At 68.3% G+C, this 12,319-nt stretch carries 14 protein-coding genes; 11 read left to right on the top strand and 3 right to left on the bottom strand.

The window, feature by feature from the left end; genetic code table 11:
• Nucleotides 1–5: 5 nt before the first annotated feature.
• The gene (locus AB0M14_RS21340; RefSeq protein WP_364997507.1) at nt 6–875 is read right to left on the bottom strand and encodes a DNA-formamidopyrimidine glycosylase family protein; all 870 of its coding nucleotides are present in this window, start codon (nt 873–875) and stop codon (nt 6–8) included.
• 41 nt (nt 876–916) lie between these two features.
• Nucleotides 917–1,651, bottom strand: a complete 735-nt coding sequence (gene cobF, locus AB0M14_RS21335; protein WP_364998995.1) for a precorrin-6A synthase (deacetylating) — start codon at nt 1,649–1,651, stop codon at nt 917–919.
• Nucleotides 1,652–1,696: 45 nt separating this feature from the next.
• Here cobF and AB0M14_RS21330 point away from each other — a divergent pair, with 45 nt between their 5' ends.
• The 8 genes from AB0M14_RS21330 to AB0M14_RS21295 all read left to right on the top strand — a co-directional run bounded on the left by AB0M14_RS21330 (nt 1,697) and on the right by AB0M14_RS21295 (nt 8,380).
• Complete coding sequence (locus AB0M14_RS21330; RefSeq protein ID WP_364997505.1) at nt 1,697–2,500, top strand: thymidylate synthase; 804 nt, start codon at nt 1,697–1,699, stop codon at nt 2,498–2,500.
• Entirely contained in the window at nt 2,497–2,985 is a 489-nt protein-coding gene (locus tag AB0M14_RS21325) for a dihydrofolate reductase (RefSeq protein ID WP_364997504.1), read from the top strand. Before AB0M14_RS21330 ends, AB0M14_RS21325 begins: the two co-directional genes overlap by 4 nt.
• A gap of 99 nt (nt 2,986–3,084) precedes the next feature.
• Entirely contained in the window at nt 3,085–3,411 is a 327-nt protein-coding gene (locus tag AB0M14_RS21320) for a cupin domain-containing protein (RefSeq protein ID WP_209886933.1), read from the top strand.
• Nucleotides 3,412–3,461: 50 nt separating this feature from the next.
• Entirely contained in the window at nt 3,462–4,499 is a 1,038-nt protein-coding gene (locus AB0M14_RS21315) for a Dyp-type peroxidase (RefSeq protein ID WP_364997501.1), read from the top strand.
• Entirely contained in the window at nt 4,496–5,296 is an 801-nt protein-coding gene (locus tag AB0M14_RS21310; RefSeq protein ID WP_364997499.1) for a family 1 encapsulin nanocompartment shell protein, read from the top strand. The genes AB0M14_RS21315 and AB0M14_RS21310 overlap by 4 nt, the downstream gene beginning before the upstream one ends.
• A gap of 132 nt (nt 5,297–5,428) precedes the next feature.
• Nucleotides 5,429–5,953 (top strand): hypothetical protein, encoded by a 525-nt coding sequence (locus AB0M14_RS21305; RefSeq protein WP_364997497.1) that lies wholly within the window; start codon nt 5,429–5,431, stop codon nt 5,951–5,953.
• 63 nt (nt 5,954–6,016) lie between these two features.
• Nucleotides 6,017–7,417 (top strand): TerD family protein, encoded by a 1,401-nt coding sequence (locus AB0M14_RS21300; RefSeq protein WP_364998993.1) that lies wholly within the window; start codon nt 6,017–6,019, stop codon nt 7,415–7,417.
• 24 nt (nt 7,418–7,441) lie between these two features.
• The gene (locus AB0M14_RS21295) at nt 7,442–8,380 is read left to right on the top strand and encodes an aminoglycoside phosphotransferase family protein (protein ID WP_364997496.1); all 939 of its coding nucleotides are present in this window, start codon (nt 7,442–7,444) and stop codon (nt 8,378–8,380) included.
• Between the two features lies 1 nt (nt 8,381).
• On the opposite strand, the gene AB0M14_RS21290 is transcribed toward AB0M14_RS21295, so the two are convergent.
• Entirely contained in the window at nt 8,382–9,041 is a 660-nt protein-coding gene (locus tag AB0M14_RS21290) for a TetR/AcrR family transcriptional regulator (RefSeq protein ID WP_364997494.1), read from the bottom strand.
• 196 nt (nt 9,042–9,237) lie between these two features.
• Between AB0M14_RS21290 and AB0M14_RS21285 the strand changes: the two genes are divergently transcribed.
• From AB0M14_RS21285 to AB0M14_RS21275, 3 genes are all read left to right on the top strand, one after another.
• Nucleotides 9,238–10,782: an amino acid permease gene (locus tag AB0M14_RS21285; RefSeq protein WP_364997492.1), complete on the top strand. Its 1,545-nt coding sequence runs from the start codon at nt 9,238–9,240 to the stop codon at nt 10,780–10,782.
• Between the two features lie 80 nt (nt 10,783–10,862).
• Complete coding sequence (locus AB0M14_RS21280; RefSeq protein WP_364997490.1) at nt 10,863–11,615, top strand: DUF1989 domain-containing protein; 753 nt, start codon at nt 10,863–10,865, stop codon at nt 11,613–11,615.
• Nucleotides 11,612–12,232 carry an urea amidolyase associated protein UAAP2 gene (locus AB0M14_RS21275; protein WP_364997488.1) on the top strand — a complete coding sequence of 207 codons (621 nt, stop codon included), beginning with the start codon at nt 11,612–11,614 and terminating at the stop codon, nt 12,230–12,232. The genes AB0M14_RS21280 and AB0M14_RS21275 overlap by 4 nt, the downstream gene beginning before the upstream one ends.
• Nucleotides 12,233–12,319 lie beyond the last annotated feature (87 nt).

Here is a 12,319-nt window from a genome sequence, read left to right as displayed (position 1 = left end):
GCTACCTATTTGAGCAGGCGGGACATCCGGCGGTCGGCCAAGACCTTGCCGCCGGTCTGGCAGGTGGGGCAGTACTGGAAGGAACGTTCCGCGTACGAGACCTCGCGGACGGTGTCGCCGCACACCGGGCACGGCAGGCCGGTGCGCGCGTGCACCCGCATGCCGGAACGCTTTTCGCCCTTCAGGCGGGCGGCGGCCTGGCCGACGGAGCGCTCGACCGCATCGGTGAGCACCTCCCGCATGGCGGTGTACAGCTCCGAGACCTTCTGCGCGGGCATGGTTTTGGTGCTGGCGAACGGGGACACCTTGGCGGTGTGCAGGATCTCGTCGGAATAGGCATTGCCGATCCCGGCGATCAAGGTCTGGTCGACGATGGCCGTCTTGATGCGCTGCGATGCTCCGCGCAGGATTTCGGTGAACTGTTCCTCGGTGACCTCGAGGGCGTCCGGCCCGAGCCGCGCGATGCCGGGCACCAGCTTCGGATCCTCGACGACGTAGACCGCCAGCCGCTTCTTGGTCCCGGCCTCGGTCAGGTCGAAGGCCGGGGTGCCGCCCTCGGGATCGAAGAAGTGCACGCGCAACGCCAGCGGGCTCTTCCCGCCCGGTTTCGGGGGCGTCTGGCTCGGCTCGTCGAGCCAGCGCAGCCATCCGCCCCGGGACAGGTGCGTGATCAACCACAGGCCACCGCAATCCAGCCCCAGGAACTTCCCCCAGCGGCCCGCGCCGGTCACATCCCGGCCGGACAGCGCCGTGACGGGCGGGTCGAAGGTCTTCACCGCGCTGAGCGCCGCCACGTCGACACGCCCCACCACCGCGCCGACCGCATGCTCCCGCAGGAACTGCGCCAACGCCTCGATTTCCGGCAGTTCAGGCACGTGTCACAGGTTACCCGGGGGCACCGACAAAGGCCTGGTGATCAGCCCCGTCGCAACTGATAGACGTCCATGATCCAGCCCTTCTCGGCGCGCAGCCGAGCCCGGACATCCACGATCTCCTGCTCCACCGCCCGCAGCGGACCCTCGATCAGGACCTCGTCGGGCATCCCCAGGTACGCGCCCCACCAGATGTGGATGTCCGCGCCGGGCACCTCGGTGAACGAGCACTCGCCGTCGAGCATGACCACCGCGGCCGACCCGAGGCCCTCCTCCCGCAGCCGCCGCCCGGTGGTGATGTGCACCGGTTCGCCGATCCGATGCAGGACCACGCGGTGCCGGGCCGCGAGCGCCTGCACGCTGGTCACGCCCGGGATCACCTCGTAGTCGAACACCGCCCCACCCGCCAGCACCCGCTCCACCATCCGCAACGTGCTGTCGTAGAGCGAGGGATCACCCCACACCAGCAGCCCGCCGACACCCTCGATCTCGTCGAAAGCCGCCCGGAGCAGGGCCGATCGCCGATCGTGCCAATCCTCGACCACCCCTTGGTAGTCGGCGGGCGTACGGTCGCGCGGCGGATCCGGAATCTCCACGATCTGGTACGGCCGGTCCAGGTGCTCGGACAGGATCGCGGTACGCACGTCGAGCAGTTCCTGTTTCTCCGCACCCTTGCCGATGACGAAGAACACCTCGACCTGGCGCATGGCCTTGATGGCCTGCACGGTTACCTGGTCGGGGTCGCCCGCGCCGATGCCGATCACGTAGAGCTTGCGCATGTGCGGAGAGCTTTCCATGGCCGGCTCCCACTAAGCTCGTCACCCGTGGCGACCACCGATACGCAGTACGAGGATCTGCTCCGGCTGGTGCTGGAGTCCGGCACCGCGAAGGCGGACCGCACCGGGACCGGCACCCGCAGCGTGTTCGGGCATCAGCTGCGCTACGACCTTTCGCAGGGCTTCCCACTGGTCACCACCAAGAAAGTGCATCTGAAGTCGATTGTGTACGAGTTGCTGTGGTTCCTGCGCGGCGACTCCAACGTCAGCTGGCTGCGCGAGCACGGCGTCTCCATCTGGGATGAGTGGGCCGACGCGGACGGCGAGCTGGGCCCGGTCTACGGAGTGCAGTGGCGCTCCTGGCCCACGCCGGACGGCGGGCACATCGATCAGATCAGTCAGGTCCTGGAAACCTTGCGCGGCAACCCGGATTCGCGCCGCATCATCGTCTCGGCGTGGAACGTGGCCGACCTGGACCGGATGGCGCTGGCTCCGTGCCACGCGTTCTTCCAGTTCTACGTGGCCGACGGAAAACTGTCCTGCCAGCTGTACCAGCGCAGCGCGGACCTGTTCCTCGGCGTTCCGTTCAATATCGCCAGCTACGCGCTGCTGACCCACATGGTGGCCCAGCAGACCGGCCTGCAGCTCGGCGATTTCATCTGGACCGGCGGCGACTGCCACATCTACGACAATCACGTCGAGCAGGTCACCGAGCAGCTGCGCCGGTCGCCGTACCCGTTCCCGGCGCTGCGCCTGAATCAGGCCCCGTCGCTGTTCGACTACCGCTTCGAAGACGTGGAAATCGTCGACTACCAGCATCACCCGGCGATCAAGGCGCCGGTGGCGGTATGACCGCGCGCAAGATCGGCCTGATCTGGGCCCAGACGCCCGACGGCGTCATCGGATTCGAGAACACCATCCCCTGGCGAGTACCCGAGGACATGGCCAACTTCAAGGCCGTGACCTGGGGGCATCCGGTCATCATGGGCCGGCGCACCTGGGACTCGCTACCGCCGAAGTTCCGTCCGCTGGCGGGCCGGCGCAATATCGTGGTGACCCGGCAGTCCGACTGGTCGGCCGAGGGCGCGGAGCGTGCCGACTCCATCGACGCGGCGCTGGCCCTGGCCGACGGCGCCGACGTCTGGGTGATGGGCGGCGGCGAGATCTACCGCGCCACCATGGCATTCGCAACCGACCTGCTGGTCACCGAGGTGGACACCAGAGTCGAGGGCGATGCCTACGCCCCGGCGATCGGCCCCGAATGGCAAGCGGCGCCCGAGCCTTGGCGAGAATCCGCACGCGGTCCGCGGTTCCGGATCGTGCGCTACACCCGCTGACCCGCCCCACCCAAACCCGGCCCGCGGCCCGCGCCGGTCGGGCATACTCCTGGATATGCCAGCCCAGCACCTATGAAGTGATGCGAAAGGCAATCTTTTATGGATAAGAAATCGCTGACCGCGGTCGCCCGCCAACAGCTCAAGTTGGCCGCCACCGCCACCAGCGGGCGCAGTTCGCAAACCATCTTCGGCGGTCACGCCGCCTCGCTCCGGCAGACCGTGGTCGGCCTGTCGGCCGGCCAGAGCCTGGCCGAGCACGACAACGCGGGCGATGCCACGCTGCTGGTCCTCAGCGGCACCCTGACCCTGATCAGTGGCAGCAACGAGTGGAAGGGCTCGGCCGGTGACCTGCTGGTCGTGCCCAAGGCCAGGCACAGTGTGAAGGCCAACGAGGACGTTGCGTTCCTGCTCACAGTTGCCAAGTAAGGCCACGCTGAGCGGTCGGGCGGGCGGTTCCGGCCACTAGGCTGTTGATCATGGGTGAGCCACAGCCGATCCTCGATCCCCTCTCACCGAGCGCGACCTTCCTGGTCGTGACCATCGACGAGGGTGGCGAGCCGGCTGTACGCGAGCTGCTGGCGGACCTGTCCGGACTCAAGCGTTCCGTCGGTTTCCGGGTCCCGGGCTCGGGGCTGACGATCGTCACCTCGATCGGCTCCGCCGCGTGGGACCGGCTGTTCAGCGGCCCGCGTCCGGCCGCGTTGCGCGAGTTCCCCGGCTACTTCGGCCCGAAGCATCAGGCTCCCGCGACGCCGGGCGATCTGCTGTTCCACATCAAGTCCGAAACCCCGGACGCGGCTTTCGAATTGGCGATGACGATCGGGCAGCGGCTGGCAGGCGCGGCGACCATCGTCGACGAAACGGTCGGCTTCCGTTATTTCGAGCAGCGCGATCTGCTCGGTTTCGTCGACGGCACCGAGAATCCCGAGGGGCCGCTCGCCAAATCGGCCGCGCTGGTCGGGGACGAGGATCCCGAATTCGACGGCGGCAGTTACGTGGTCGTGCAGAAGTACACCCACGACCTGACCGCCTGGCGGGCGCTGCCGGTCCCCGAGCAGGAGCGCGTGATCGGGCGCACCAAACTGGAGGATTTCGAGCTGTCCGACGAGGACAAGCCCGCCGATTCGCATGTGGCGCTGAACGTCGTCACCGACCCGGAGACCGGCGCGGAACGCAAGATCCTGCGCGCCAATATGCCCTTCGGCAGCGTCAAGTCCGGCGAGTTCGGCACGTACTACATCGCGTACGCGGCCTCCCCCGACGTCGCCGACAGCATGCTCGTGCGGATGTTCCTCGGCACCGAGGACGCCGCCCACGATCGCATCCTTGATTTCTCCACAGCTGTGACGGGTACTCAATTCTTTACACCGTCCGCCGACTTCTTCGAGGACCTGCCCGAGCCCGCGGCAGCCCCCGGGGAATCTTCGCCGGCCCCCGACGTTCACAGCAATGGCAGTCGAAACAACGGCAGCGGCTCACTCGGCATCGGCACTTTGAAAAGGAGCAGGTCATGAACAACCTCCATCGCGAGCTGGCGCCCATCACTTCCGAGGCTTGGAAGGCGATCGAGGAAGAAGCCGGCCGCACCTTCAAGCGTCACATCGCGGGCCGCCGCGTGGTCGATCTGTCCGGTCCGCACGGCGAGGACTACAACGCCGTCGGCCTGGGCCGCACCCAGCCGATCGCCGCGCCCGACGACGGCGTGCAGGCGCGGCAGCGCGTGGTCGCCCCGCTGGTGGAGCTGCGGGTGCCGTTCACGCTGTCCCGCGTCGAACTCGACAACGTCGAGAAGGGCGCGCAGGACGCCGACCTGGACCCGGTGAAGGACGCCGCCCGCAAGATCGCCTTCGCCGAGGACCGCGCCATCTTCGAGGGCTATGCGGCGGCCGGGATCACCGGCGTGCGGGCCGGTTCGTCCAACGAGTCGATCAAGGTGCCGACGGATCCGAAGGAGGTCCCCGAGGCCGTCACCCAGGCGCTGACCGCGCTGCGGCTGGCCGGTGTCGACGGTCCCTATTCGGTGCTGCTCAGCGCCGATCTCTTCACCGCGGTCAGCGAGACCTCCGATCACGGCCACCCGATCCGCACGCACATCGAACGCCTCATCCCCGAGGGCGAGATCATCTGGGCGCCCGCCATCGACGGCGCCTTCGTACTCACCACCCGCGGCGGTGATTTCGATCTGAACCTGGGCCAGGACCTGTCCATCGGCTACCTGGCGCACGACGCCGACAACGTGCAGCTCTACTTCCAGGAGAGCCTGCAATTCCTGGTCTACACCGGCGAAGCCGCGGTCGCCCTGGAGGCGTAGCGCCGGGGCGCGGTGCTCGCGGTGATCGAGAATGCCGGGGGCGCGCTGATCATCCTGGGGTCCGCTGGCCAGGAGGGATTGACCTGCACTGCGCAGGCGGTAGCGTGAAGCCGCTGACGCAGGAGGTGGACGATGGTGCGCGCGGGTGTGGTGCCGGGGCGGCGGATAGCGCTGTATATCGGCATCGGGTTGCTGGTGGCCGTGCTGCTGTGCCTGCTGGTCGTGGCCGTGTTCGGGTTGTCTCGGGTGTTCACCGGGGCGCTGGCGGGAGTGGTGGCCGGTGGCGCGGTGCTGGTGGCGCTGTTCGCGCGGGACGCGATCGTGCTCACCGACGGAGCGATCTATCTGCGGACGCCGTGGCGCGAGACGCCGCTCGACTGGGAGCGCGTAGTCGCCGGGCGGTTCACGCTCGACGACCGGGAACGCTGGTCGCTGGCGCTGGATCTGGCCGGGGGTGACGAACAGCACGGGGAGCTGGTGCTGCTGTCCATCCCGCCGGTGGCCGGTCCGGTGTCCGGCGCCTATGACCTGCGGAAACGTGAACAGGTCAACGAGATCCGGGAGATGCTGCGGCGCAAGAAGATTCCGGTGACGCTCTTGCCGGAGATCGCCGCCGCGCTCAGCACGCACTGGAAGATCGCGCCGCCGACACGGTGAACCGGCCCCGCCGGATATGGGGTGACGGGCCGGGGCGGGTCCAGTAGTTTGAGTGCTGTGTCGATGATGAAGGGCGCCAACGTTCCGGTGCCGATGCCCGTGGTCCGCATCGAATTGGGGTGGCAGTCCGGGCCCGGGGTTCCGGACGCGGACGCGTCCGCACTCCTGCTGGTCGGGGGAAAGGTCCGCTCCGACAGCGATTTCGTGTTCTACAACCAGCCGCAGCACGCCTCCGGCGCGGTCCGGCACGAGGGCAAGCAGCAGGGCCCGACGGTGCTGGACAACCTGTGGGTGAACCTGGGCCAGGTGGAACCGCAGATCGAGACCATCGTCATCGCCGCGTCTTCCGACGGCGGCACCTTCGGGCAGTTCCAGGGCCTGTATGTCCGCGTCGTCGACGCGAACAACGGCGCCGAGGTAGCTCGCTTCGACAGCGCAGGCGCCAGCACCGAGACGGCCTTCGTGCTCGGTGAGCTGTACCGCCGTCAGGGCGCCTGGAAGTTCCGCGCGGTCGGCCAAGGCTACGACTCCGGCCTCGCCGGATTGGCCACGGACTACGGCATTTCCGTCGATGACGCGCCCACTCCGCCGCCGGCGCAACAGTATTCGCCGCCCGCGCCGCCCCAGCAGTACGCGCCGCCGCCGGCCCAGCAGCCGGTGCCGCCGCCGCAATACGCGCCGCCCGCACAGCCTTACGCACCACCGCCTCCGCAGTACCAGCAGCCGCCCGCGCCGCAGTACCAGCAGCCGCCGCAGCAATATCAGCAGCCGCCGCAGCAGCAGTTCGCACCGCCGCCGCCGGCGGGCGCTCCGGTGAATCTGAGCAAGATCTCGCTCACGAAGGAAGCGCCTTCGGTCTCGCTGACCAAGTCGGGTGCGACCGGCGGCACCATGCGGGTCAACCTGAACTGGACCACCACGCAGCCCGCCCGCGGCGGCGGCCTCTTCGGCCGGCGTTCCCGTGGCGGCAACGGCGGCCTCGACCTCGACCTGTGCTGCTTCTTCGAATTGGCCGACGGCCGCATCGGTTCGGTGCGCGCGCTGGACCGCTCCTTCGGCGACCTGACCCGCCCGCCCTATATCCGGCTGGACCAGGACGATCGCACCGGAGCCAGCACTACCGGCGAGAACCTCGACATCAACCTGGATTTCACCAGCCAGTTCCGCCGGATCCTGGTGTTCTCCTCGATCTACGAGGGCGCCAAGGACTTCCGCGGCGTGCACGCCACCGTCACCCTCTACCCGGTGAACGCGACGCCGATCGAGATGACCCTCGACGGCTGCCAGGATGATTCCCGGGACGCGGTGCTCGCGCATATCGAGAACATCAACGGGGAGTTCGTGGTCCGCCGCGAAGGCACCTTCATCCGCCCGCCCGCGGGTCAGCCGGGCGCGGGCGTCATGGAGATCGCGCGGATGTACAACTGGGACTTCGGTTTCAAGGCGGGCCGCGGCAAAGGCTGAGGCCGCCCCTGCGACGATGGGGCGGTGACGGATTTCGCGACACCACAGGACCTGGCCCGCCGCACCGCGGCCGCCGTCGACGCGGCGGTCGGCGCCGGGCGCGAACTGGGACTCACCGTGGTCGATGCCGCGGTGCTGCACGACGTGTTCTCCGTCGTGGTCCATCTCGCACCGGCCCCGGTCGTGGTGCGGGTCCCGACCGTCCTGCCGCACTGCGAGAGCCTGGATTCCCTTGCGCGCCGCCAGCGCTCGGAACTGGATGTGTCCAGTTGGCTCGCGGGCCGGGGCACGCCCGTGATCCCGCCCAGCCCGCTGGTACCGCTGGAACCCGTGCAACGCGGCGGGTTCTCGATGACGTTCTGGCAGTTCGTCGCGGAGGACCGGGACAAGGAACCCGACTATGTGGCGAACTCCGACAGCGTCGCCGATCTGCACGCGGCGCTGCGGGATTACCCCGGTCCGCTGTCCTTTCTGTCGGCGGCCGATCCGCAGTTCGTCACCGAAGCTCTCGGACAGCTGGATAAGCACCCCGACCTCATCGATCCGGCCGAACTGGACCGCGCACGGCGCGAATGGCGGCAGCTGGAACCGCTGGTGCGCTCCCGCGCCGCGTTCGAGGCGGCGTACCCGGGGATCGATCTTCAGCCCATTCACGGCGACTCGCCGCCCGCGAACATCTTCTCCGGGGTGGACGGTGACCTCTACTCCGACTTCGAGCTGATCACCCTGGGGCCCGTCGAGTGGGATCTGGCGGCGCTCGGGCCGGTGTACGAGTCCGCCTACAACCGCGGCGCGCGGCGCAACGGCTCGCGGCCGTTGAACGAGGAGGTGCTGCGCTTCGTGAACGCGGTGGGCATGCTGCGCATCATCGCCACACTCACGCTCACACCGCAATTGCCGGTACTGGTGGACTACCTCACGCCCGCGCTCGACCAGTGGCGTGCGTCGCCGGCCGCCGATTGACCTAGTGGGCGGCCAGGAGTTCGGTTGCCGTGCGGCGGATTTCGTCGAGATCGCCGGTCCAGCCGAGCATGCGGAGCGTCGCGTCGGGGATGGTGCGTACCGCGTAGTCCGGAGCCGCCCCCTCGTCGGAGCGGATGCTGATCACCGTTTCGACGAGCCGGAACGGCAGCACCTCGGCACCGGGGATACCCGCCGCGCCCGCCTCGGCCAGCACATCGCGCGCGAAAGCCTCGTAGTGGCCGCGTAATTCGTCCCGCCGCAGCCGGAAAGCGGCGAAGCGCTCGGTGCGCAGATCCGGAAGCAGGTACAGCGCACCGAGATTCCAGCGGGCCGCGCAGAGTTGCCGCACGTCGAACAGGGCCAGGGCGTAGAGCCGGACCGGGGCGGGATCGGCGTCCTTGCGCAGCCGCTCGGCGAGTTCCAGTGGCGCGGTGATGGTCTCGGCGAGCAGGGCATCGAGGATGTCGTCCTTGGACCCGAAATGGTGATAGAGCGAGGCCTGCCGGATGCCGACCGCGTCGGCGACCGCCCGGGTCGAGGTGTTGGCATAGCCCTTGGTGGTGAACAGTTCTCCGGCCGCGTCGAGGATCTCCGCGCGCGGCGTCTGCCCGCGCCGGGTGCGTTGCTCGAGCCGGGGGCGACCGGGACCAGGGTTTGTCACCTGCCCATTCTGGCATCGCAACGCGCCGCTCTCCGCCGGCCGCTCTCCCGCGGTGAGGTTTCTGTCATTCGATAGAAATCGTGGCAACACAGAAGTTACCGGCGTTCCCGGAAGCGATACACGCGCGACACCGAAAGCGCGATCGCGGACGCAAAACTGTCACCTGATAGATATTGGCCACACGCCGGAGGAACCCATGGCCACGACACTCGCCCCATCGTCCGATTCCGACAGCGCCGACCTGGCGGGCTTCGGCTATGAGCCGGTCCTGCACCGCAAGCTGGGCCGCTACGCCTCGTTCGCGGCCGGGTTCTCCTTCGTCTCCATCCTCACCACGATCTTCCAGTTCTTCGGACTCGGATACTCCTTCGGCGGCGGGGCCTTCTTCTGGACCTGGCCGCTCGTGTTCGCCGGACAGTTCCTGGTGGCGCTGAATTTCGCCGAATTGGCCGCGCACTACCCGATCTCGGGATCGATCTACCAGTGGTCCCGCCGCCTGGCCGGTGACCTGGTCGGCTGGTTCGCGGGCTGGTCGATGATCATCGCGCAGATCGTCACCGCCGCCGCGGCCGCGATCGCGCTGCAAGTGGTGCTGCCGTCGGTGTGGATCGGATTCCAGTTGATCGGTGACGATCCGGCGCTCACCTCGACCTCCGGCGCGGCCAACGCGGTGCTGCTCGGCAGCGTGCTGATGGTGCTGACCACGCTCATCAACGTGATCGGGGTGGACGTCATGGCCCGGATCAACGCCATCGGCGTGACCATCGAAATCATCGGCGTCGCCGCGGTGATCGGCCTGTTCTTCGTCGACGCTGAGCGCGGGCCCGGGGTCGTGCTGAACACCGAGGGTGCCGCGCCCGGCGGGTACATGGCCGCCTTCCTGGTGTCCGGCCTGATGGCGGCGTACGTGATGCTCGGGTTCTCCTCCGCCGGTGAGCTCGCCGAGGAGACCAAGAATCCGCGCAAAGTCGCCCCGCGCACCATCCTGTCCGCGCTCGCGGTCTCCGGTCTGGGTGGCGGGCTCATGCTGCTGGGCGCGCTGATGGCGGCGCCCAGCCTCACCGATGGTGAATTGGCCGCCGGTGGACTGGCCTACGTCATCACCGCCAAGCTCGCCAGTCCGGCGGGCACCGTCCTGCTGTGCGCCGTGGCGGTCGCGGTGTTCGTGTGCACGCTGGCGATTCAGACGGCCGGTTCGCGGCTGATGTTCTCCATGGCACGGGACGGGAAACTGCCCTTCGCCCAGGCCCTGTCGAAGGTGCACCCGCGTTTCGGCACCCCGATCCTGCCCGCGGTGGTGTTCGGCGCGGCCGGCATCGCGCTGCTGCTGATCAACCTGGGCAACGCGGCGATCTTCGCCACCCTGGCCAGCGTCTGCATCGTCATGTTCTACATCGCCTACCTGCTGGTGACAGCGCCGATGCTGCGGCAGCGGCTGCGCGGCTGGCCCGGCGAGGTCACCGAGGAAGGACTGTTCTCGCTCGGCCGCTTCGGTATCGCGGTGAACATCGGCGCGGTGGTCTGGGGTATCGCGATGGCGATCAACCTGGCCTGGCCGCGACCGGAGATCTACACGCCGCAGGGCGGCGGCTGGTGGCTGCTCTGGTCCGCACCGCTGTTCGTGATGCTCAGCGCGGCAGTCGGATTCGCGGTCTACCGGTTCGTGAGCCGGAAAGCAACGGTTGCGATCGAGGCGACTGACCCGGCCGAGGCTTCGGAACCCGCGGTCCAACCGGCCTGACCCCCACACATCCGTTGTCGCGCGCTTCGGCAAGCCGGGATGGCGAGCCCACAAGGCGCGGACCTGAAAGAGAGCGAATCATGACAGACCAGGGCACATCCTCGACCGCGGGCGCGCGAGCTCACGCTCGTGCGCAGGCGGCGGCCGCGAATTTCGTTGTACCCGAGCTGGCGGACGTTGCCGCATCGAGAGTGACCTGGGCTCAGCGAATTCCGGGCGGTGGTTACGCCAATGTGGTGTTGGGGCGTGGGACGCGGATTCGATTCGCCGACCCGGACGGTGCGGCGTGCGCACACCTGCTGCTGCTCCGGGCCGACGCCCCCTGGGAGCGGCTCAATGTGGCAGACACCGTCAAAGTGCCTTGGCAGGCCTATCTTTCGACCGGCCATCCGCTGCTGTCGGATCAGGGCCGGGTGCTGGCGACCCTCGTCGCCGACACCTCCGGGCAGCACGACACCCTGTGCGGGCCGACCGCTGCCGGGCGCGAACAGCTTCGGCTGGCCGGAGTGAAGCAGGGCCTCGAGCCTCGCGACATCGCGCCGACGGTGTCGTTCTTCCGTGGCGCGCGCGTCGAATCCGATGGCGCGCTGGTGGCGAGCGGCGGTAGTGGGCCGGGCGGCTCCATCGATCTGCTCGTGCACCTCCCTGTCGTGCTGCTGGTCGCCAACGCCCCGCATCCGCTGGACGACCGGCCCACCACCGATCTCGACCTCGTCGCCTGGTCCGCGTCCAACGAGCTGAACACACTGACCAACGCCGACCCGGAGTACCTCCGCGCCATCGACAACACCGAATCCGCCTGGACCGCACGCACTCTGGAGGCACGCGCATGAACGCCACGCTGTCCCGCACGATCGTCCTCGACGAAACCGTCCCCGCCTGCGCCCCGTGGTCCACCGTCGTCGCGGCGGGTGATGTACTCGAAATCATCGACCTGCACGGCAATCAAGCCGTCGACTGTCTGCTCTACAACGCGGCCGACCACACCGACCGCTACAGCGCGCAGGCCACCATCACCGCGCAGCGCAACATCTTCCTCACCACCGGCAGTGTGCTGCTGACGGATTCGGGCACCGCACTCATGACCGTGCTCGCGGACGAGGTCGGCAACCACGACACCATCGCCGGCGCCTGCTCCCAGGAATCCAACACCCTCCGCTACGGCCACCACACCCGCCACCAGCACGCCTGCGTGGAGAACTTCCTCGTCGAAGCCATGAAACACGGCCTGGGCAAACGCGATCTGGTCTCCAACATCAACTGGTTCATGAACGTACCGGTGGAGGCGGACGGCACCCTCGGCATCGTCGACGGCCTCTCGGCTCCCGGCAAGAAAGTCACCCTGCGCGCCGAGACCGCCACCCTGGTCCTGGTCTCCAACTGCCCCCAGATCAACAACCCCTGCAACGGTTTCAACCCGACCCCGGTTCGAATGGTGGTCTCGCGATGACGGCCGCCGATGTCGCGGTAGGCAGCACGGCAGCAATCGCCGATCACCACCCGAGACTCGATGCCACAGGTACCGCGGAGCCGCGGA

Source organism: Nocardia sp. NPDC051832 (assembly GCF_040681285.1).
Lineage (GTDB): Bacteria > Actinomycetota > Actinomycetes > Mycobacteriales > Mycobacteriaceae > Nocardia.
This window is presented reverse-complemented; position numbering and strand designations above follow the sequence as displayed.